A 20,830-nucleotide genomic window follows, 5' to 3' on the forward strand; every position below is an offset into this window, starting at 1 on the left:
GTGAGATCAGCGCACGCCGAGGCGAGCGAGCACGTCCGCTTCGATGCCGTCGAGCTCAGCGGAAATGGCGGCGTGGGCAGTCTTGCGGCGTGCAGGCGGCATCTGCTCGGCGGCGCGCACAGCGGTGGTGAGATCGTCGAGACGCTCGCTGATCGCGGCACCGAAACTCTTGGTCTCCGGATCCGAATGACGCGATCCGATGGTGCTCAGCGACTTCTCGGCACCGGCGATCCGGGCGCTGAGCTTGCCGCCGTGGCCCGAGTACTCGCTCAGCTGATCGGGTGCGACACCCAGCTGCTGCGCCTTACGGTTGTCGAGTTGCCCGCGAACGACGGTGGCAGCGCGGTAGGCAATCGGAGCCAGCACCGGCAACAGAAGCCGAGCAATACCGAGATACTTACGAATCTGAGCCACGTTCAGCGTGCCGGCCGCAGCCGCCTTCTGCTGCGCCCGCAACGCCGAGACCTGCGCCTTCTCGACGTTCTTCTGCGACTTCGCCTCCACCGCGCTGAGCTTGCGCTGCGCCTTGGCGATCGACTTCAGCTGCTTGCGCTCGTTCTTCGCGCCGAGCTTCGCCTCGAGAGTGGCCTTGTGCTTGAGGGCCTTCGCCTCCGCCTTGCGAGTGGCACGACCTTTGCGCTTACGGAACAGACCCATCGACAAGGCTCCTGACATGTGCTGCTAGGCGGTAACGGTGCGTTCCACACAGCCTAATGGGTCATTCCGCAGGCTCCACTCCCGCCTAATGGGTCGGTCCCCAGGCTCCACTCCCGCCTAATGGGTTGGTCCCCAGGCTCCACTCCCGCCTGATAGGCAGCTGTTCTTCTTCGGCTGTCGGAGGGCTCACCTAATGTCTAGCGGTGTGAACGGTCAACGAGATGCGGCAGCGTCGCACGCACCTGTGCTGCTCGACGCCGGATCGTTGACGCGATGTCGGCACCGGCTCTATCTCGACACCGCCTACGGGGCGCTCCTGCGCGGTGAACCCGAGAATCCCGGGGTGCGGCAACGCCGAGAGGCGGCCCAGGCGCATCGCGAGAACATTCGCGCGCAGTTGGCAGCGGCCGACCCCATGCAGTGGACCGAGATCGACGAGCCCACGGCCCGTGCTGCGGCCGATGCGACCATCGCGGCCTGCCGCGCAGGCGTCGAACGTATCTGGAATGCAGTTCTGCCACTCGAACGCGATACCGGCCGCCGCGGACGGAGCGAGCTTCTCGTGCGTGACGCGTCGGGCGGCTACATTCCGGTGATCGTCGTCAATCACAAGGTGACCGACCCCGGGCGCGGTGCGCGCACCACACCGCTCACGCACTGGGCTCCCGCCGTCGACGAGACCCGCAAGGTGCGCAGCCAGTTACGCGATCAGCTCCGCCTCGCGCACCTGTACCGCATGCTCGCCCACGAGGGCTTGGCCACGGCCACCCCGGTCGGAGGCGCAGTGGGTTATCGCGGAGAGTGCGTGTTGGTACACGACCTGACTGCCGCGCTCGACGAATACGACATTCGCTTCGCGGACCGGCTTGCTGTCGCGAGCGGTGACGCGGTGACCGTTCCCTCGCAGATCAGCGAATGCCGTTCGTGTGCTTGGTGGTTCGACTGCAAGCCGCAGTTGGTGGCGGCCCGCGACGTCTCACTCGTCGCATCGGGATCTCGAGCGGACGTGCTGCGCAGCGCTGGAGTGCGGACGATCGACGAACTGGCGCAATGGACCGGTCCGGCTCCCGAGGAGTGGCCCTTCGGCAACTTCGACGACGCGGTGTCTGCGGCGCTGGCCTGGCGCGCCGACGTGCCGCTTCTGCGTCGATCGGAGACCGTGACGGTCCACCGCGCCGACGTGGAGGTGGACGTCGACATGGAGAGCTATCAGGAGCACGGCGCGTACCTGTGGGGCACGCTCCTCACCGAGGCAGGCGGACCGCCGCCGGAGTATCGCGGCTTCGTCACGTGGGATCCGCTGCCCACCGTCGACGAGGGACGCTCGTTCGCGGTGTTCTGGAACTGGTTGATGGACACGCGAGCCGATGCCGCGGCTCGCGGCAAAACCTTTGCAGCGTATTGCTATTCGAGACAAGCCGAGGACAAGTGGTTACTCGACTCGGCCCGACGCTTCGCCGACGTCCCCGGAGTGCCCACCGAGGCGCAGATACGCGAATTCATCGACAGCGAGCAGTGGGTGGATATCTATCAGGCCGTCAGTGACCAGTTCATCTGCCCGAACGGCAAGGGGCTGAAGAAGATTGCCCCGGTGGCCGGATTCTCCTGGCGCGACGAGGAAGCCGGCGGCGAGGCGTCGATGGGCTGGTACCGCGAGGCTGTCGGATACGACGCCGATCCCGATCACACCCAGCGAGAACGGCTACTCGTCTACAACGAGGACGATGTGCTCGCCACTAAAGTGTTGCGCGAGTGGATGTCCGACCGCGCCGAGCACGAGATCCCGACCGTGGCGGACCTGCGCGCTCGCGTGTGACCCCGCGCCCGAGAAGTCGGGGCCACACGCGAAAGGACTTCTAGCGCGGTGCCATCCGGATCGCGCCGTCCATGCGGATCGTTTCGCCGTTGAGATAGTCGTGCTCGGCGATCATCTGCACCAGCTGGGCGTACTCGCTGGGCTGCGCGAGACGCGACGGGAAGGGCACGGACGCCTCGAGGCCCTGACGGTATTCCTCGGTGACACCGGCGAGCATCGGGGTGTCGACGATGCCGGGGGCGATGGTGTTCACGCGGATGCCGACCTGGGCCAGGTCACGGGCCGCGGTGATGGTCATCGCGTGCACGCCGCCCTTGGAGGCGGTGTAGGCGATCTGGCCGATCTGACCCTCGAATGCGGCGACCGATGCGGTGTTGATGACAACGCCGCGCTGGCCGGCGTCGTCGACGGTGGACTGCGACTGAATGCGGTTGGCGGCCAGCCGCATCACGTTGAACGTGCCGAGCAGGTTGATGGTGATGACCGTGCGGAACAGCTCGAGATCGTGCGGTCCCTTCTTGGACAGGATGCGACCCGCCCAGCCCACGCCTGCACAGTTGACGACGATGCGCAGCGGCACACCGGACTCGACGATGGTGTCCAGCGCCGCCTCGACCTCGGCCTCACTGGTGACGTCGGCGGGAATGAGGGTCACGCCGTCCGGGACACTGTCTCCGGCGCGCTCGATGGACTGCGGCAGATCGAGACCGAACACCGTGACGCCCGCGCCTGCCAGACGTGTTGCGGTTGCTGCTCCGAGGCCCGACGCGCCACCGGTGACGAGCGCTGCTGTTCCTGAAATCTCCACGTCGTACGATCCCCTTCGTTAGCGGTGTCGGGTCGCGGCACAGGCAGCGACCACGCTGTGTTCTGCACCATAACCGGCGGGGGACCTCACCCCACTCCCAGGCACCCCGCTCTCCCGCACCCGACTCTCCCGCATCGAGGGGTCGGTCGGCCTACCGCCCTTCGAGTGACGGTGATACTCCCTACGGATTCGTGAGTCCATGCTCGTCGTCACTTCTGCGGCGAAATGTACGAAGCCCGGTCAGGATTGCGGCCGCAGCAAACAAACAAGTAGCCACCCAGGACCAGATCGAAAACTCACCGTCCTGAGTTCGACTCACGGACACAACGGCCCACAGCAGCGTCAGTGCCGACCAGAAGAAGACCCACCTTGTCCCGATCGGAACATTGATCGCCAACTCCTTGCATCCCGACGGGAGCCCGTGCCCCGTTGACACTGAATCTTGGTCGTTCCATCACATGCAGCCAACGTTATCGCCTCGGTCGGCTGCGACGGGCCTGCCTCGACGAAACCGCATCCGGCCAGGAGTAGTAGGACGGCGGCCGATGAGGGTCGGCTCCGGCCCCACACCAGGCAGGACGGAACCTCCCTCCCGTGCCCGCCGATCAGGGCAGAATGCGGCCGGAGTCGTCGTATTCGACTCGCTGAGCGCCGTCACCGAGGTCGTCGAGCAGGATCGTCGCCGCGGCCGGTCTGCCCGGAGGCAGCAAGCGAACCGTCACCGATCCCGTCACGGCACCGTCCAGACTGCTCGACGCCCCCGCCGCGATGTCGTTGCGGACCTTCTCGCTCAATGCTGTGGGGCTTCGGTCGTCGAGCATCGTGACCTCGACGCCGCGGGCGCGAGCCGAGCGTGCCGCCCTGGCCAACTCGGGCAGTACGAGCCCGCGGGCCCGCAGGGTGTCGCGGAGCTCGGCTTCGAGGAGTCGGCACGCCAGGACTTCCTCGTCGGTGAGATCGGGGCCGTCCGCGATGCGCTGCAGGAGCGGACGGGCGAGCGTATCGAGACTGGCCAGGCGGGCGTCACGTTCTTCGAGTACCGCCGCAGCGGCGGCCTGGGCGGCGATGCGGATGGTGGATTGTTCACGGAGCTCGAAGATCGCTGCACCGAGGGGTCGGATGGTGAAGGCGAAGAACGTCGCCATCAACAACGGAGCAATATTGATGGCGCTGAACGACAATCCGAACAGTGCGCCTTGACCCGTCCAGGCTGCCCAACCGACGACGACAGACATGGTGAGCGCGAGTCCGAACCACGCGGCCGGCGTGCGGCCACGGACACACATGAACGTGTAGATCACGACGGACATACCCAGAGGCCAGGACTGCAGACTGCCGGTCAGCGGCACCGGCACCACGGCGAAGACGAACGACGCGGCCACCGGCCCGGACACCGTGAGCAACGCCGTGGACCGTGGGCTCAGTGGATCCCCCGGCGCTCTGAGCAGCAGGATAACCGCGGCCGAGAACACCAGCACCGAGACGAACGGCGGCCACACCGCGGACATACCCTTCAGCGTCGCCGACGCACACACGGCGCACGCGAGGATGTAGAAGCCGGCGACGGCGTACGCGGCCCCCGACTTCATCGACAGCAGGTCGCGAACATCCTCGCCGTTCATCGCGCCCAGCTCAATCGCACAGTGGTTCCGCGGCGGGAGGTGTCGATCTCGGCCGAACCACCGTCGAGCTGACGCATCCGCCCCTCGATGCTGACGGCGACGCCGAGTCGGTGCGGAGGCACCGAGCGTCGATCGAAGCCGATACCGTTGTCTCGCACGATGACTCGCATTGCCGACGGGGCCAGCGAGACCGTCACCGATCTGGTCGACGCCTGAGCGTGAACGACGCTGTTGCGCAGTGCTTCTGCTAGTGCGCCCGCGATCGACCGGACCGCATCGGCAGGGTAGTTCGCCGAGGAATCGGCGGGGTCCTCGCGGACCCTGAAATCGATCGACTCGTCGACTGTCGATGCGGAGGCCCGCATCAGAGCGATCGTGTCGTCGGCGGTGAAATCGTGTGTCGCAGTGTCGGTGTGTAGTCCGTCCAGATGGGCCAATGCCGAACGTGCTTGACGGGCCAGGCTGGCAGTGCGGCCCTGGCGAGCGACCGCCAGCAGTGACGACATGACCTCGTCGTGGATGAGGGCGTCGAACCGTTCCCGTTCGACTTCGCGTGCATTCGCCGCAGCCGCCCGTGCGGCATCGCCGTGGGTGGCGCTGATGGTGGCGTCGAGAATGCGACCGGTACGCAGTGCGGCCAGAGTCGCCGCGACGAACACCGTGCAGAACATCAGCCCGAAGAATATTTCGGCGATGATGTTGCTGCGAGGAAACGGCTCTCGCACAGCTTGATTGATCAGTTGCACGATCACCACCGAGACGGCCGTGTGCACGAATGCCGGGATGGGTCGCCATACGGTCGCGGCCGCGAGTGAGGCCAGGCCGGGGAATGCGGACAGGAACATTCCGCTCCGATCGAAGGTGGTCCCGTCCCAGGCCACCCACCACAGCAGGGCCATGACCGGGAACGCCAACGCTGCGATCGAACCCGCAACCTGGCTGACCCTGATGCTCGGGTGAAAGGTGAAGGCTCCGAACGCGAGACCGGTACCGAACACGACGATCACGGCGGCCGGGGTCCACCACCCGGGGACCGTGACGCTGCTGCGCGCGATGTCGGGAACGAGCAGCAGTAGATACGCCGCGTAGCCGGTACCGACGAACCGGCCGAAGATCCTGATGAGCCGATCGGTCGAACGGTGTGCCGCGTCGCTACCCGTCGCCTGCAGGTTGTCGTTCATTCACCCCTCCGCGAGGAGTGTAAACCAAGGTCAGACGTCTTCGGTGGTGCTGCGCTTCTCCACTTCCTGCGGTGCGTCGCTGCGGGAGCGTCGGACGAACGCAGCGGCGACGACGAGGGCCGAGATCGCCACCACGACTGCGGCCGCCACGTACGGTGCCGACGTACCCGGCATCAGTCCCTCGAAGAACAGGACCGCGCCGAAGACGAAGAACAGAATGGCCGCACCGTACTGAATTATGCGTTCCGGCAAGTGCTTTCCGAGAACGGCACCCAGCACGATAGCGAGGGCGTCGGCGGCGACCATGCCCACCGTCGAGCCGATCCACACTCCGACCCAGTCGTTGTCGGCGGCCAGAGTGACGGTGGCCAGCATCGTCTTGTCGCCCAGTTCGGCGAGGAAGAACGCGGACGCGATGGCCAGGAAGGCCGACTTGGTGACTCGCGACGCCTTGGCACCCTCGTCGTCGGACAACGAATCTCCGCGCAGGGTCCACAGACCGAACACGACGAACGCGAGCCCGCCGACGATCGAGATGGCTTCGGTGGGGATGGACACACCGAGGAAATGGCCGACGGCGACCGAGACCAGATGCACGACGGTCGTGGCCACGGTGATTCCGCCGATGACGACGTACCACTTGTAGCGCAAGGCGAACGTCATGGCCATCAGCTGGGATTTGTCACCCAGCTCGGCCACGAAAATGACAGCGAAACTCAACAGTAGAGCGGACAGCACAGCAGACTCCTCGGTCGTCGAACGGACCGAAGGTCTCGCCCACCGGAAGTACCGGTTCAGGTGCCGGGTCGTGGAAAACGACCAGTATGTCGACACGTTGATTGGGGGCTACTCCCCTTCGCTGCAGACGACTTTAAGTGCCGTTTCTCCAATTGTCCAATGCGCCAATAAGTTTGGGGACCCGAAAAATCGTGTACGGGGAGCGGTCAGGATGCGAGGAGCATCGCCAAAACTGCGGTGTCGGGATCGCTGATCGGATCGAGGCCGACCCGACTGATCATCGACGTCACGGTGCCGTCGGATTCTGCCTCCACCCACGCGGCCCGGTGATCGAGGCCCAGATGCGGAAGACCGGGCAGCAGAACACAACCCGACGCCGCGCCCGCGCACTCCGGCAGAGAGGGCGTCGTCTCCGACGGTGGATGCAGCATCAGCAACGCGGCCGGCTGATGGTCCGAGAACCGCCCGGGAGCCAACGCGAAATCTCCGATCACCGGTCCCTCGGCCAACACCAGGCCGACCGTCCCCGGCTCCGGATCCTCGGGCAGCTCCTCCCGCACCCCGAACACCGTCGACGTCGCCAACAGACCCGGCATCGACGCGACCCGGACGGCCAGCGCCAGGAATTGAGCCCACTCCTTGGTGGTGTCCGGCCAACGACCGGAGATCACGAACCCGCGCAGTAGACCGGCGGCGTGAAAAGGCGAGACACCGATGAGATCTCGATCGTCCATTGCGCATCCCTCCCAGACAGGTACGAGGCAGAAGCCGGGTACACGACGTTGGGTAAGGAGAAGAATGACCCGAAAACGGCTGGCACACAAGATGGGGAGAGTGCCAGCCGAAAACGTAGCCGGCCCACGGCGGCTCGCCAGCCGATACGCTGCTGCGGTGAAAAACAGAGGATCCGCCCGGCGAACCGTCGTCTCGTTGCTGTCCGTTGCGCTACTGCTGAGTGTCGCCGCATGCAGTCGGGAAGAATCGACCCCGGGCGAGACCGGCGGCGAGGTTCGCACCGTGCAGCATGCATTCGGTGAGACGAGTGTTCCCGTCGATCCACAGCGCGTGGCCGTGCTCGACGGCGACCGCACGTTGGAAGCCGTCGTCGCGTTGGGCATCCAGCCCGTCGCGGCGGTGAAGCCGCCGCTCACCGGTGACTACGCACCCGTCGTCCGGGATCGGCTCACCACCGAACCGATCGACATCGGATCCGTCGACGCCGACGTCGACATCGAGGCTCTGACGGCTGCCGCACCGGACCTGATCGTCATGCGAACGACGGGTGAGGACAACCGAGCGCTGTACGACCGGGTCGCCCCGATCGCGCCGACCGTCGTCGTGGAATACACCCCGGCCTCGTGGCAGAACACCTTGCAGCAGCTGGCGGGAATCTTCGATCGGCAGGAGATCGCCGACGGTTTGCTGGCGGACTATCGACAGGCGGTCGACGAATCCGAGTCACGCTCACCTCGGGAAAACAGCACGTTGACCGTCGCGCGAGTGCGCACCGACTCGTTGCGGTACATGACGCAGGACGGATCGTTTCCTTACGCCGTCCTGGCCGATCTCGGCTACCGCGCGCCCGCACAGCAGGATCGCGGATCCGACGCTGTGCAGACGGTCGACGTCAGCCCGGAACTGATCGACGTGCTGGCGGCCGACGACATCCTTCTGCTCACCGATGCCGGGACGGAGGACGCCGTGGCGCAACTGCGGCAGAACCCGCTCTTCACCGGTCTCGGAGCTCGGGTGACCGAGCTGCCGTCCAAGGATTTTCTCTTCGGCAACGTGCTGACCGCCCAGGCCCTGGTCGAGACCGCGACCGAAATCGGGGGCTGACGTGCCGGCATCCGAACGCTGGGTCGGCTGCGCTGCAGTGGCGCGCGAGAACGACGAATCGCTTCGCGGGACAGCTGCACGCGCACACGGCTGGGTGTTGATCGAGCACCGAGGCCCGTGGGGGCGCGAACCGTGGGGGCCGGACGGTCCGCTGGGTCGAATCGGCACCGAACTCTCGCGTCGCTGCAAGGCCGTCGGGATACGCCCGCAACTGGTGCGAGAAACGCACGGCAGGCGTGAACCCACCGAGACGGGACAGGTGTTTCTTGCGCACTCGGGTCGCCGCGGCCCGTGGCTGGAGAAATACACGGTCGACACCGTCGAGCAGATTCTCGAACTACCTCTCGAAGCCGCCGCGGCGGGCACCCCACCTGGTATCGGGACTCGCGTCGACCAGCGCCTCTACCTCGTCTGCACGCACGGAAAGAAGGATCCGTGCTGCGCGGTGCTCGGTCGGCCGGTGGCGGCGGCCCTCGCCGGACCCAGCGGGCGGGTATGGGAATCGACGCACCTGGGCGGGGATCGATACGCAGCGGGCATGGTGGCCCTGCCCGACGGCAGCTACTACGGCAACCTCGAACCGACCAACGCGCAGGCCGTCGTGGACGACCACGACCGCGGGCATCTCACGCTGCGCCACTACCGAGGCCGCTGCACCGACGACACCGTCGCCCAGATCGCCGAACACGCAGTACGAACCGAATACGGGCTCACCGGAATCGACGACGTCCACCCGTCCGATGTCACGTCGTCCGGCGCCGCGTCGGATGTTGTGGTGGTGACGACGTCGGGAAGCGTGCAGGTACACGTGACACCCGATCCCGAGCCCCCGCGCCGAACGACCTGCCGTTCCGAGGACGTCGCGAGACCGGACCACGGCGTCACGACCATCGGGTCGGTGCCCGCCGCCGGGAGGGCGTGACCTTCGAAATGCGACAGGGCCACCGCGTCGAACGCGGTGGCCCTGTCTGCGATTGCGCGTCGTGCGGCAATCTCGAAACCTACGGGAAGATCAGGCCCGGGGTCTTCGACGTGGCGGCCTCGAAACGAGCCTGGACGTCGGCCCAGTTGACGACGTTCCAGAACGCCTTCACGTAATCGGCCTTGACGTTCTTGTACTGCAGGTAGAAGGCGTGCTCCCACATGTCGACCTGCAGCAGCGGAATGATGCCCAGCGGCACGTTGGCCTGCTGATCGTAGAGCTGGAAGGTGAGGAGCTTCTTGCCCAGCGAGTCGTAGCCGAGCACTGCCCAGCCGGAGCCCTGCAGGCCGTTGGCAGCAGCGGTGAACTGTGCGCGGAACTTGTCGAACGAACCGAACTGGTCGTCGATCGCGGCACCGAGTTCGCCTTCGGGCTTGTCGCCACCGTTGGGCGAGAGGTTCTTCCACCAGATGGAGTGGTTGACGTGGCCACCGAGGTGGAACGCGAGGTTCTTCTCAAGCAGGAAGATGCTGCCGTGATCCTCGGCCTCGCGGGCTGCAGCCAGCTTCTCGAGCGCGGTGTTGGCACCGGCGACGTAGGTGGCGTGATGCTTGGAGTGGTGGAGCTCGTTGATCTCGCCCGAGATGTGCGGCTCGAGGGCGGAGTAATCGAAATCAAGGTCGGGCAAGGTGTACTCGGACACGTGGTTCCCTTCTCTAACGACGCCGTGCCCATCGCGTGATGCGGGCACGTTCGTCCTACTGCGGATCTTTCGTAGGGTTCAACCCAATCTCATTCCTACCCCTTGTGCAACCGTTGTAACCGAGATGCTTTTCTCGGAATAAATCCACGTGAACAAGACAGTCGAATTCCTGGGCTGCGAAAACCTGCGATTGTCACGAAATAGTTGCGTAACAGCGCCGAATTGGTCCACACCATGAACGGAACCTAAACTCGAGGGTGTGAAAGGGGACCGTCCGAACCGAAATTCGGTCGACGAGTCCGCCGCCGCACCGGCCGTGACCGCGCCCCGCGTCCAGATGAACGGTGCCGATCTCCTGCGCGTCATCGCCGTCTGCGCCGTCCTCTACTCGCACATCTCGTTCTACCTACTCGACGACGTCGGCGGCGACTGGTGGATGCTCGACATCGTCAACCTCGTCCTCATCGACGACGTAGGCCTCAACCTCCACCTCTCCTTCGTGGGCGTGAGCATGTTCATGCTGCTCACGGGGCTGCTCATCACCCGATCCGCTATGCGGCAATCGCGTCGGGATTTCATGGTCGCGCGCCTCGCCCGACTCGTGCCCGCCCTCTGGTTCGCCATCGCCCTGGCCGTCGTACTCGTCAAACTCGGCGTCAACGGCATGTTCAGCGGACAACCCGGAATCAGCAACGGAGAGGCCGTACTCAGCTTCTTCCTCGGCGGCTTCTTCCTCCGACCCGAGGTCGCCGTACTGGGCGTCACCTGGACACTCGTCGTGCAAATCGTGTTCTACCTCTACTGCGTCGCAATGCGCTCGGCACTACGCGCAAGCCCGATCACCGTGCCCCTCATCGGAGCCGCACTCTGCACACTGGTGATCCTCTGGAACCTCTACCTGCCCCAGCCGTACACCATCCCGTTCCTCACCAAAGTCGCCGGAGTACTGCCCACCCTGTTCCTCGGCCAGATCTTCTACCTCGGCTGGGCGAAACTCGTCACCTGGCGCTGGATCGTCATCGGCGTCGTCGCACAAATCGAAGTGATCCGCCTCGCCATCGACGTCCACACCTTCTGGATGGGCGAGACCTACCTGTGGTCACTGCTCGTCGTCACCGGCACCGTGCTGATCCTGGCCCGATATGACGGACCCATCACCCGCTGGCCCATCATCGGCTGGATCGGCACCCGAAGCTACGCCATCTACCTGATCCACACACTCGTGCTCTACCGCATCTACGCAGCCGTGGAACCGCACTTCGGACCGACCGCCGCCGTCCTGACCTTCCTGACCGGCACCGCCGCACTCGCCGAAATCATCTACCGCTGGATCGAACTGCCCGCAGCACGACACATCAGCACGCGATACCGACAACTACGCACTCGATCTGCCGCTTGACCCAGCCCGCTGGGTAGTCACCCCCGCTGGGTAGTTCACCCCCGCTGGGTAGTCAATGTGACATTTGGTGGCCTTTTCGGGGGTGAATGTCACGTTGAGTGGACTGGGGTGGATGGGGGGCGGAGGAGATCAGAGCTGCGGGATGACCTCGGAGGCGACCAGTTCGAGGTGATCGAGATCGGTGAGGTCGAGGGTCTGCAGGTACACGCGAGTCGCGCCGATGGCCCCGAAGCGGCCGATTTTGTCGACCAGTTCGGCGGGACTTCCCGCGGCCCCGTTCTCGCGGAGTTCGGAGACGTCGCGGCCGATGGCGGCGGCGCGTCGGGCGATGTCCTCCTCGGTGCGGCCGCAGCACAGGACGAGTGCGTTGGAGTAGACGAGGGAATCGGGGTCACGGTCGGCGGCAGAGCAGGCGGCGCGGACGCGTCCGAACTGCGTTTCGGTGTCGGCCAGCGAGGCGAAGGGGATGTTGAATTCGTCCGCGTATTTCGCGGCCAGGGCCGGGGTGCGCTTCTTGCCTCCGCCGCCGATGAGGATGGGGGGACGCGGCGATTGGACGGGCTTGGGGAGGGCGGGTGAATCGGTGACGGGGTAGTGGGTTCCCGGGTGCGAGAACGTTTCGCCGGTCGGTGTTTCCCACAACCCGGTGATGACGGCGAGGGACTCTTCCAGTCGGTCGAAGCGTTCACCGAGCGCCGGGAACGGCAGGCCGTATGCCTTGTGCTCGTCCTCGAACCAGCCGGCACCCAACCCCAGGTCGACGCGGCCACCGCTCATGGCGTCGACCTGCGCGACGCTGATGGCGAGTGGGCCGGGGTAGCGGAATGTGGCGGAGGTGACGAGCGTGCCGAGCCGGATGGTCGACGTCTCACGAGCCAGGCCGGCCAGGGTGATCCACGCGTCGGTGGGGCCGGGCAACCCGTCGCCGCTCATCGCGAGGTAATGGTCGGATCGGAAGAAGGCACCGTAGCCGAATTCCTCCGCGGCTGTGGCGACCCGGAGGAGGTCGTCGTAGGTGGCGCCCTGTTGCGGTTCGGTGAAGACGCGTAGCTCGACCGAGGAGTGAGAAGTCATGTTTGCCAGGGTAATCAGCTTGGATAAACGACCGCAGACAACAGCTGTGTCAAATCACGATCGATCCACAGCCTTCGTTGGTACTCGATACACCGGCAATCAGTTGTGAGGCCGTGACCTGTGGATAGAAACCGGCGCGGGCCCCGATTCTGTGCATCAACCTGTGGATATTGTGGATAACTTTCGTGAGCCAAAGTGACGTAGGTCATAGCTGGGGCCGTCCATCGTCAGGCGGGCACGAGTGGCAGTCGCGATCGCACCCGTGACAAGATCGAGAGGTGTCTCACCCCGAGCAGTCGCCCGCCGTCACCGTAGACCGCCTTCCGGTGCCGTTCCCGGAAGCGGCAGTGCTGCTCGACGTCCGAGAAGACGACGAGTGGCAGGCCGGACATGCACCCGGTGCCGTGCACATCCCGATGGGCGACATTCCGTCCAGAGCAGGCGAAATCGACAACCAATCCGAGATCTACGTCGTCTGCAAAGCCGGCGGGCGCTCGGCTCGGGTCGTCGAATACCTCAATCGCGTGGGCTACGAGGCCATCAACGTCGAGGGCGGGATGCTCGACTGGCATGCCGCCGGTAGGCCGATCCAGCGCGACGACGATTCGGACGAAGCGAGAATCATCTAGATGTCGGCACCGCAGGGGCGCGCACAGGCGTTCCAGGTCTGCGCCCGCTGCAGCACTCGCTGGGCGGTCGGCGCACGGCCGGGTACGTGGTGCCCCCGCTGCCACGGCGTGCTGCTCTCGCCGGTGTCCGCTCGGGCACCGGCACAGGGCCGCCGCAATTTTCGGTGGGTTGCGCGGCCTGCGTCGTCGAAGGGCAAAGCCGTCGGTCCCGCCCGGGTCGCGGTACCGACCCCCACTCCGCGGTACGACTCGACGCCCACGTGGGGACTGCGCGACACCCCACGCGACCCCGCAGCACACACGCCCGCCGGCCGCGTCGAGCAGTACGCAGCCAACGCGCAGACGTTCGTCTGGATCACGGCGCTGCTCTTGGGGCTGGCGGCGTTCGCCGAGCTGTTTCGCTACGGAATTCTGCTGTACAACCGCACCCGATTGCTGTCGCCGATCACGCTGGCAATTTCCGATGCGCTGGTCTATTTCGCACAGGTCGGCGCGCTCATCGTCGGTCTGCTCGCGCTGATCACGACGTCCTGCTGGCTGATTCGGCAACGCCGGCTGGCCTACGCATCGGTCGGTGCGACCGAGCCGCGGTCGGTGCGATGGATGCTGCTGCTCTCGATGCTGCCTCTGGTTCGGATCGTGATGCCCGGGGTGTACCTGACGGAGATCGTGCGCCTCCGAGCCGAATCCGACGGCGACGTGTACCGCGAGCTCACCTTGATCCGGATCTGGTGGGTCGTCTGGGCGACGAGCAACGCGCTGGTCGTCGTGCAGGTGCTGTGGAGTCTGCGCAACACACTGCAAGCCCGCGCCGACGGCGTTCTGCTCGCCGCCGTAGTGGCGCTCGTGGCCGCAGTTTCCGCGGTGCTGACCCTGGCCGTCATGCGCCGACTCGAGGGCCGCACCCTGCGCGGTTCGGCGTTGTCTCGTCCCACCCGCTGGGTCATCGCACCCAGCATCGAGCGAAAGACCACGCAGTCCGAGACCGAGCAGTCCGCGACCGAGCAGACCGAGACCCAGACTGAGCAGACCGAGACCGAGCCGGCCGACGCAGCTCGTGCGGATTCCGGGGCCGAGAAGGACGACCGGGCGGTGACGGTCTCGTGAGCCCGGACCGACGCGGCCCTTTGGTCGTCGCGCACCGAGGAGCATCTGCGGCGAAGAAGGAACACACGCTCGCCGCCTACGATCTCGCGTTACGGGAGGGAGCGGACGGCGTCGAATGCGACGTCCGGCTCACGAAGGACGGCCGCATCGTGTGTGTGCACGACCGCCGCGTCGACCGAACCTCGAACGGCACCGGAATCGTCAGCGAGATGACCTTCGACGAGCTCGCCCGGTTGAACTACGGCGATGCTGACGAACCCGCCGAACTTCTGACGCTGCACGACCTGATCGCGCTGATTCTGGATTGGACCAGCAAGCCGGTCAAGCTCTTCATCGAAACCAAGCATCCGGTGCGCTACGGCTCGCTGATCGAGGCCTCGGTGCTGGCCGAGCTGCACCACTTCGGCATCGGCGCGCCTGCCTCGGCGGATCATTCGCGGGCGGTCATCATGTCTTTTGCGCCCTCGGCCGTGTGGCGAGTGCGCCGCTCGGCACCGATGCTTCCGACGGTCCTCCTCGGTGACAGCTCGCACTATCTGGGCGGCGGAGCAGCGACGACCGTCGGTGCCACCGCGGTCGGTCCGTCGATCCGGGCGTTGCGTGAGCACCCGACGCTCGTCGATCGTGCAGCCGCGTCGGGCCGTGCCAGTTACGTGTGGACGGTCGACGAGAAAGAGGACGTGGACCTGTGCCGCGAACTCGGTGTCGGGTGGATCGCGACCAACCATCCCGGACGAACGCGCGCCTGGCTGGAATCGAAGAACGTGTAGGTTTTCTGGCGTGGGTAAGAGCAAAAGAAACAGCGGACCGAAGCAGGACAGCAACCGGGCGGCCAAGCTCGCACAGCGTGAGGCCGAGCGGGCCAGCCTCGAGTCGGGGACGACGCGGCCGTTCGAGGGCCTGGCCGCAGAATGCGACCTGGTAGCGCTGCGCGAATTCGTGCCGTCGGCCACCGCCACCGCGCCGATCACGTCCGGCGGCCGCACCGTCACTCTGGCAACGGTATTGCCGGGAGCCGTCGCCGCTCTGGTACGCGAAGAGGCGGGCACTGTAGAAGGATTCGTCGGCCTGCAGGTTCAGACGCAGTCGAAAGACGTTGCAGCAGATATCAGTAGCGCGTTGGGCTGGGTCGCCGCCGCCCCCGCAGGTGAGTCGCTCGAAGCTTCGAAGGTGGACGAGAACACCCCCGCATTGACCGATGTCCTCGACCCGTCCTCACTCCTCGAGATCACCGTGCATCAGGATTTCAATTGGTGGATCCCGGAAAGTGCCACTCCCGCAGCCGATGTGGCCGCAACCGTGGAGCGCGCGAATCAGGCGATCATGCCCTCGGCGCGGATCGAGGCGGACGGTGTCGTTGCAGCATGGTGGGTCGATGCCGGCGACAAGGCGCACATCCGGTGGGTTCGCCCGGAGAGCGAGGACGACGTCATGCTCGCCCTCGCGCGGTTGCACGCTGCCGGAGACCTGAATCTCGGTGAGGGCTCGCGGTATGCAGGCTCGTTCCGTACGCACGGGTTGCTGGTGCCGGTGTTCGATCTCGATCCGGAGATGCATCCCACCGAATGGGCTGCTCCGACAAAGGAATTCGGGGAGAAGCTGAACGAGGCTCTTGCCGTCGACGCCCCGCTGACAGGGGCGCAGCTGCGTTCGCGGGACGGCCTTCGTGGCCGTCAGGTCACCCTGCGCTGAGCAGTCGAGCCCAACCGAGAGGTGCGGCGGCCCGAAAGTCGGTGCACCGAAACGCACGTCGGGTGGCCGTCGGACAAGGGGCTGCTTGTCCGACGACCACCCATATGAGCGCGAGATCTCTCGCGTTACTCGTCGATGCGTGTCGCGTGAAGCGAAATTACAGCGATCCGCCGGCAACGGTGGGTGCGCCTGCATCGGCGACGACGCTGGTGTTCATCTCGCGGGCAACGAACTGCTCGAGGTCGAACAGGTTGTGGCCGGCGCGGTCTGCGATGTTGAGCAAAGTCTTCATGCTGGCAACTTCCTCGACCTGCTCCTTGAGGAACCACTGCATGAACTGCTCGCCGAGGTAGTCGCCCTCTTCGCGGGCGGTGCTCGCCAGAGCGATGATCTGCTCGGTGACCGTCTCTTCCTGTGCCAGTGCGAGGGCGATGGCCTCACGCGGGTCCGTGAACACGGACTTCGACGCGTCGACACCGGTCAATTCGACGGTGATGTCGCGATCGAGGAAGTACTGGACGATCATCATCGCGTGGTTACGCTCTTCGACCGACTGCGCGTAGAAGTGCTTGGCCAGCTGCGGCAGGTCGACATTCGCGAAGTAGACGGCGGTGGCGATGTATTGCTGCGAGGCGTTGAACTCGTTGCGGATCTGGTCGCGAAGAAGTGCGTGGAACTTGGTGTGGTTCGTTTCTTTGATGTCTGCGCTCATGATGAGGACAATATGCCTGGTCAGAGGGCATTGTCATCCAAGTCGAGCCTTATTGAGGCGAACGTAGCCTAATACAGTGAATCCTAAATGTCCCCTCTGAGCAGGGCGTTAGTTACGCGCTTCCGGCCTCTTTGGGTGCATTGGTGGCGCGGGTCACCGAGCCGAGCTCGCGTGCCACGTACTGCTCGATGTCGAACAGATCCGAACCTGCTCGCCGCACGATGTTGAGGAGGCTCTGCATCGCGGCTACTTCCTCGACCTGTTCGGTGAGGAACCAGTGCATGAATTGCTCCCCGATGTAATCGCCCTCGGCTCTGGCCGCCTGTGCGAGCGCGGTGACCCGATCGGTGACCGCCACCTCCTGCGCCAACGCCAACTCCACCGGTTCGGCGACCGAATCGAACGCGGTCACCACGTCGTCGATGCCCGACGCGTCCACCTCGAGTCGGTTGTCGATGAGGAACCGAATCATCATCATGGCGTGCCGACGCTCTTCGGCCGACTGGGCGTAGAAGCGGTGCGCCAACTGCGGAAGATCGTTGCGGTCGAACCAGATCGCGATGGCGACGTACTGCTGCGAGGCGGTGAACTCGTACCGAACCTGGGCGCGCAGTAGATCGTGAAACGAGGTGGTGGGCTCATGCGACGGCAATGTCATGATCCACAACGTACCGGCCGCACGCCCCCGTCAGGGGCCGCCGGTCAGCAGATCTGCCGGAATTTCCCGATCCTGAGCGATGGCGTCGAAGAATGCCGGTGCCCTGGTGTCGTCCCACACGAGGACGTTGCCGACATCGGAGTCCTGGAAGCCGCCGACCGGCACGGTCGTCGTCACCGGCCCACCGCGCATCGCCCAGGCCAACCCGGCCAGGTTCCAGATGTGGTCTCCGTCGTCGACACTCAACGACGACGCGGTATCGGACACCAACGGCCACAGTTTCAAAGGATTGAGGAAAGTGGAAGCGCTGGTTGCCTTGTCGAGCAGAGCGGACATGAAGGCCCGCTGGTTGTTCATCCGGTCGAGGTCGGCCAATGCGGTCGCGCGGGATCGCACGAAGCCGAGTGCCTCGGAACCGTCGAGATCCTGACAGCCCGCGGGAATGTTGATGCCCGCCAACGGATCGTCGATCGCGTTCTGCACACACACGTTGACTCCACCGACGGCGTCCACGATTCCGGCGAAACCACCGAAGCCGATCTCGGCGTAGTGATCGATGTGTACACCCGTCGCACCCTCGACCGTCTGCACCAGCAGGGACGGCCCGCCGAATGCGAACGCCGCGTTGAGCTTGTCCTCCCCGTTGCCGGGAATCGGCACGTACGAATCGCGGGGTAGGCTGACCATCGTCGTCGCCCCGCCGCCCTCGGGGATGTGGATCATGATGATGGTGTCGGTCCGGCTGGGGCCCACCTCGCCGCCGGTCGCGAGAGTTGCTTCCTGCTCCGGCGTCAGGCCGGCTCGTGAATCCGATCCGACGAGAAGCCAATTGGTGCCCGGGGTGTCGCCGATCCTGCCGGGGTACGAGGTCAGAGCGTCGACTCGCGTGAGCGAACTGTCGACGTAGTAGACGATGCCGCCGATGCCCAGAACGAGGACGAGCAGGACGATCAGGACGCGACGGCCCCAGCGCCGACGCTTGCGCGGCTTCGCAACCTTGGGGGGACGTGAATCACGTTGTGGCCGAGCTGGTTCCGGTCGGCGTAAGGCGCGCTGCGGAGAAGCCGGTGGCTGCCTGCGCTCGTCGACGTACGGTTCCGGCTGTTGGCGCGGTGCGTACCCGGTGCGCCCGGCCTCGTCCTCGGCAGCGCGGGAGTACTGGCGCGTCGAGTTCGGTGGAACGGAACCGGAAGGGCCGGGTTCGGGTGCCTGCGACCACGCCTGTTGCGGTGGCACCGGGGCACCGTGACGAGGTGCGGCCGGGCGACCGTCGCGCCTGATGAATTCGGTGCCCTCGGGTGCGGGCCCCGGACGGCGAGGGGTCCCTCGCTCCGCGGGAGGTTCCGGGTTGTACCGACGGGGGTTCGGAACCGGCGGCGGACCGGGTCGGTACTGACGTGGTGGCGGCGGTGGCTGTCCAGGGGCCCCACCGGCGCGCCGAGGCGGGGGAGGGGGCTGCTGGCCGGGTGGTCGACGCGGTGGCGGCGGCTGGCTCGGCGGCGGGGTACGCCGATTGGGCGCGCCGTGCCGTCCGTAGCGATCGTCGTCGTTCACGAATCGACTGTACCCATCACGGCAACCATGCCAGGTGTTCGCGCAGCAGGGCGTAACCGACGAACGCGACGATGTCGATGAGTGCGTGCGCGATCAGCAGTGGCCACAGCCTCCCGGTGCGCTGCCAGTATCGGCCGAACACCAGGCCCATCAGGAAGTTGCCGACGCCGCCGCCCACCCCCTGATAGAAGTGGTAGCTCCCGCGCAGCAGCGAGGAGCACAGCAAGGACTTGTTCTCGCTCAAGCCGAGTCGGCGCAGTCGAGAGATCAGGTAGGCGACGACGATGATCTCCTCGGCACCGGAGTTGGCCAGCGCATACAGAATCAGGGCGGGCACTCGCCACCAGTGGTCGTCGAGCGCGCTGGGTACGACGTTCAGATTGAATCCCAGGGCGTTGCCGACCAGGTAGAGCGCGAGACCCGGCAGCCCGATGAGTGCCGCCAGCGCGACGCCGTGGCCGAGATCGATCTTCAGGCGCGGTTTCGCCAGTCCGATCGCACGCGGTGCCAGATCTGCTCGCCACAGCAGGTACAGCCCCAATGCTCCCCATGCGCACAGGCGCAGGATGCTCAGCAGCTGGAACAGCAGGTCGATGACGCTGAAGCTCGATCGCGAGGAGTTCAGGGCGACCGTCTGATCGGACAGCGCTGCGGTCTGCAGGGCATCCTCGACCAGCGAGAGAATGCTGCTCATGCCACTGAGGCCGAACGTCACCAGCAGCACGATCGCGATCTCGACCTTGATGGTCGTGCGTTCGCGAGCATCGGGCGGTGGAGCGGCGCTCTCCGGCGGCGGTGGCGTCAACCAGTTCCTGAAGTCGATCACGGCACGAGTGTGCCCTGTCGAGCCTCGCGGCGGCGTCAGCCCCGGGCGCGCAGGCCGTTGAGGAACGGGCAACCGGCGAGAACCCGGAGGGCCCGGCTCAGGGAGATCGTGTCGTCGACGGGCGCGGCGAAGCCCAACCGGACGTCGTTGTCGCCGCACTCACCCTCGATACGCAGACGAATGCCGTAGCGGTCGATGCCCAGCGGACGCACGCGTCCCTGCCGCAGCGACGGTGGGAGGCGTCGGGACAGTTGCGCGAGGAGGTCGGGATGATCGGAGTCGAGGTGCTCGAGCCAGCTCGTTTCCATCTCCCAGAACGGATCGGGCTCGGCTGCCAGCAGCGAGTCGACGTCGACCGGCTCGGCTCCGGTGCTGTCCGCCACCACTGCGGAGCCGACGATCAGACGTACCAGGGAGGTGGTGTGGCCGACGTCGAGCAGGGCCGCGTGGGGATGCTCGGCGGCCACCGCGCCGGCCATCGGGCGCATCAGCGATTCCGGCACCGGACGCAGTTCTCCGCGCAGCCACACCAGTGACCGCACCGGTTCGCGCAGTGCCAGAGGTGCGTGATCGGTGAGCTCGACGACGGCGGGAACGCCGGCGCGGGAGGACTGCCAGGTGATCGCGTCGTCGATGGAATCGGTGGGGACGGCAAGAATCATCTCGCCGTTGGGTCGCAGGTGGTGCAGGGACGTCACGACGGGGTCGCTGCCGTCGATCACGAGAGCTGCGCCCTCGGCACGCATGCAGGCGCTGCGCACGCGTTCGGCGGTGGTCGGTCCGGTGGTGGTGGTTGCGCCGAGCATGGGCTCCTCCGATGCGATCGGTACAGTTGAATGGCCAGTAGGTGAGGCATACCTAAGTAACGTGCCCCTAAGTTAGCCGGATGTGGC

21 protein-coding genes are annotated in these 20,830 nt (G+C 65.8%); 8 read left to right on the forward strand and 13 right to left on the reverse strand.

Annotation, left to right across the window (positions count from 1 at the left end; genetic code table 11):
- Nucleotides 1–6: 6 nt before the first annotated feature.
- Entirely contained in the window at nt 7–657 is a 651-nt protein-coding gene (locus CH285_RS26415) for a DUF6474 family protein (RefSeq protein WP_027494864.1), read from the reverse strand.
- A 193-nt stretch (nt 658–850) separates the two neighbouring features.
- Here CH285_RS26415 and CH285_RS26420 point away from each other — a divergent pair, with 193 nt between their 5' ends.
- The gene (locus tag CH285_RS26420; RefSeq protein ID WP_052068982.1) at nt 851–2,473 is read left to right on the forward strand and encodes a TM0106 family RecB-like putative nuclease; all 1,623 of its coding nucleotides are present in this window, start codon (nt 851–853) and stop codon (nt 2,471–2,473) included.
- A 40-nt stretch (nt 2,474–2,513) separates the two neighbouring features.
- On the opposite strand, the gene CH285_RS26425 is transcribed toward CH285_RS26420, so the two are convergent.
- The 5 genes from CH285_RS26425 to CH285_RS26445 all read right to left on the reverse strand — a co-directional run bounded on the left by CH285_RS26425 (nt 2,514) and on the right by CH285_RS26445 (nt 7,556).
- Entirely contained in the window at nt 2,514–3,281 is a 768-nt protein-coding gene (locus tag CH285_RS26425) for an SDR family NAD(P)-dependent oxidoreductase (protein ID WP_032371716.1), read from the reverse strand.
- 605 nt (nt 3,282–3,886) lie between these two features.
- Nucleotides 3,887–4,903 (reverse strand): hypothetical protein, encoded by a 1,017-nt coding sequence (locus tag CH285_RS26430; RefSeq protein ID WP_045841519.1) that lies wholly within the window; start codon nt 4,901–4,903, stop codon nt 3,887–3,889.
- Nucleotides 4,900–5,802 carry a sensor histidine kinase gene (locus CH285_RS26435; RefSeq protein ID WP_373454753.1) on the reverse strand — a complete coding sequence of 301 codons (903 nt, stop codon included), beginning with the start codon at nt 5,800–5,802 and terminating at the stop codon, nt 4,900–4,902. Before CH285_RS26435 ends, CH285_RS26430 begins: the two co-directional genes overlap by 4 nt.
- 312 nt (nt 5,803–6,114) lie before the next feature.
- The gene (locus CH285_RS26440; protein ID WP_032371715.1) at nt 6,115–6,822 is read right to left on the reverse strand and encodes a TMEM165/GDT1 family protein; all 708 of its coding nucleotides are present in this window, start codon (nt 6,820–6,822) and stop codon (nt 6,115–6,117) included.
- Nucleotides 6,823–7,028: 206 nt separating this feature from the next.
- Nucleotides 7,029–7,556 (reverse strand): hypothetical protein, encoded by a 528-nt coding sequence (locus CH285_RS26445; RefSeq protein ID WP_027494858.1) that lies wholly within the window; start codon nt 7,554–7,556, stop codon nt 7,029–7,031.
- A 157-nt stretch (nt 7,557–7,713) separates the two neighbouring features.
- On the opposite strand from CH285_RS26445, the gene CH285_RS26450 reads away from it, so the two are divergent.
- Nucleotides 7,714–8,661: an ABC transporter substrate-binding protein gene (locus CH285_RS26450; protein ID WP_032371714.1), complete on the forward strand. Its 948-nt coding sequence runs from the start codon at nt 7,714–7,716 to the stop codon at nt 8,659–8,661.
- Nucleotide 8,662: 1 nt separating this feature from the next.
- Complete coding sequence (locus CH285_RS26455; protein WP_052068980.1) at nt 8,663–9,583, forward strand: sucrase ferredoxin; 921 nt, start codon at nt 8,663–8,665, stop codon at nt 9,581–9,583.
- Between the two features lie 79 nt (nt 9,584–9,662).
- Here the strand turns inward: CH285_RS26455 and CH285_RS26460 are convergent, their stop codons facing one another.
- Nucleotides 9,663–10,286, reverse strand: coding sequence for a superoxide dismutase (locus tag CH285_RS26460; protein WP_019667073.1), 624 nt, complete (start codon nt 10,284–10,286; stop codon nt 9,663–9,665).
- 259 nt (nt 10,287–10,545) lie between these two features.
- Here CH285_RS26460 and CH285_RS26465 point away from each other — a divergent pair, with 259 nt between their 5' ends.
- Nucleotides 10,546–11,685, forward strand: coding sequence for an acyltransferase family protein (locus CH285_RS26465; RefSeq protein ID WP_032371713.1), 1,140 nt, complete (start codon nt 10,546–10,548; stop codon nt 11,683–11,685).
- Between the two features lie 129 nt (nt 11,686–11,814).
- On the opposite strand, the gene CH285_RS26470 is transcribed toward CH285_RS26465, so the two are convergent.
- Entirely contained in the window at nt 11,815–12,759 is a 945-nt protein-coding gene (locus tag CH285_RS26470; RefSeq protein ID WP_032371712.1) for an LLM class F420-dependent oxidoreductase, read from the reverse strand.
- A 278-nt stretch (nt 12,760–13,037) separates the two neighbouring features.
- Here CH285_RS26470 and CH285_RS26475 point away from each other — a divergent pair, with 278 nt between their 5' ends.
- The 4 genes from CH285_RS26475 to CH285_RS26490 are packed head-to-tail and all read left to right on the forward strand — an operon-like array spanning nt 13,038 to nt 16,187.
- A complete protein-coding gene (locus CH285_RS26475; RefSeq protein ID WP_027494854.1) occupies nt 13,038–13,388 on the forward strand; it encodes a rhodanese-like domain-containing protein in 351 nt (116 codons plus the stop codon).
- Entirely contained in the window at nt 13,389–14,495 is a 1,107-nt protein-coding gene (locus CH285_RS26480; protein WP_052068979.1) for a DUF4328 domain-containing protein, read from the forward strand.
- Entirely contained in the window at nt 14,492–15,265 is a 774-nt protein-coding gene (locus CH285_RS26485; RefSeq protein ID WP_027494853.1) for a glycerophosphodiester phosphodiesterase, read from the forward strand. The genes CH285_RS26480 and CH285_RS26485 overlap by 4 nt, the downstream gene beginning before the upstream one ends.
- A gap of 10 nt (nt 15,266–15,275) precedes the next feature.
- Nucleotides 15,276–16,187, forward strand: a complete 912-nt coding sequence (locus CH285_RS26490) for a DUF5926 family protein (protein WP_032371711.1) — start codon at nt 15,276–15,278, stop codon at nt 16,185–16,187.
- Between the two features lie 157 nt (nt 16,188–16,344).
- Here CH285_RS26490 and CH285_RS26495 read toward each other — a convergent pair whose 3' ends face one another.
- From CH285_RS26495 to CH285_RS26515, 5 genes are all read right to left on the reverse strand, one after another.
- Nucleotides 16,345–16,899 (reverse strand): ferritin, encoded by a 555-nt coding sequence (locus CH285_RS26495; RefSeq protein ID WP_027494851.1) that lies wholly within the window; start codon nt 16,897–16,899, stop codon nt 16,345–16,347.
- 112 nt (nt 16,900–17,011) lie between these two features.
- On the reverse strand, nt 17,012–17,557 hold the full coding sequence (locus CH285_RS26500; protein ID WP_032371710.1) for a ferritin: 546 nt from the start codon (nt 17,555–17,557) through the stop codon (nt 17,012–17,014).
- A 30-nt stretch (nt 17,558–17,587) separates the two neighbouring features.
- Nucleotides 17,588–18,838 carry an LCP family protein gene (locus tag CH285_RS26505; protein WP_255032259.1) on the reverse strand — a complete coding sequence of 417 codons (1,251 nt, stop codon included), beginning with the start codon at nt 18,836–18,838 and terminating at the stop codon, nt 17,588–17,590.
- A 289-nt stretch (nt 18,839–19,127) separates the two neighbouring features.
- Complete coding sequence (locus CH285_RS26510) at nt 19,128–19,937, reverse strand: CPBP family intramembrane glutamic endopeptidase (RefSeq protein WP_032371709.1); 810 nt, start codon at nt 19,935–19,937, stop codon at nt 19,128–19,130.
- A 35-nt stretch (nt 19,938–19,972) separates the two neighbouring features.
- Nucleotides 19,973–20,743: a DUF2470 domain-containing protein gene (locus tag CH285_RS26515; protein WP_032366728.1), complete on the reverse strand. Its 771-nt coding sequence runs from the start codon at nt 20,741–20,743 to the stop codon at nt 19,973–19,975.
- Nucleotides 20,744–20,830 lie beyond the last annotated feature (87 nt).

The sequence above is a fragment of the Rhodococcus sp. 05-2256-B1 genome (assembly GCF_002258465.1).
Classification (GTDB): Bacteria; Actinomycetota; Actinomycetes; order Mycobacteriales; family Mycobacteriaceae; genus Rhodococcoides; species Rhodococcoides fascians.

What these genes read in the sequence shown, in the direction of transcription:
- CH285_RS26470 (WP_032371712.1), bottom strand. Translation starts at nt 12,759, where the DNA reads ATGACTTCTCACTCCTCGGTCGAGCTACGCGTCTTCACCGAACCGCAA.
- CH285_RS26480 (WP_052068979.1), top strand. Translation starts at nt 13,389, where the DNA reads ATGTCGGCACCGCAGGGGCGCGCACAGGCGTTCCAGGTCTGCGCCCGC.
- CH285_RS26430 (WP_045841519.1), bottom strand. Translation starts at nt 4,903, where the DNA reads ATGAACGGCGAGGATGTTCGCGACCTGCTGTCGATGAAGTCGGGGGCC.
- CH285_RS26515 (WP_032366728.1), bottom strand. Translation starts at nt 20,743, where the DNA reads ATGCTCGGCGCAACCACCACCACCGGACCGACCACCGCCGAACGCGTG.
- CH285_RS26435 (WP_373454753.1), bottom strand. Translation starts at nt 5,802, where the DNA reads ATGGCCCTGCTGTGGTGGGTGGCCTGGGACGGGACCACCTTCGATCGG.
- CH285_RS26495 (WP_027494851.1), bottom strand. Translation starts at nt 16,899, where the DNA reads ATGAGCGCAGACATCAAAGAAACGAACCACACCAAGTTCCACGCACTT.
- CH285_RS26445 (WP_027494858.1), bottom strand. Translation starts at nt 7,556, where the DNA reads ATGGACGATCGAGATCTCATCGGTGTCTCGCCTTTTCACGCCGCCGGT.
- CH285_RS26415 (WP_027494864.1), bottom strand. Translation starts at nt 657, where the DNA reads ATGGGTCTGTTCCGTAAGCGCAAAGGTCGTGCCACTCGCAAGGCGGAG.
- CH285_RS26500 (WP_032371710.1), bottom strand. Translation starts at nt 17,557, where the DNA reads ATGACATTGCCGTCGCATGAGCCCACCACCTCGTTTCACGATCTACTG.
- CH285_RS26420 (WP_052068982.1), top strand. Translation starts at nt 851, where the DNA reads ATGTCTAGCGGTGTGAACGGTCAACGAGATGCGGCAGCGTCGCACGCA.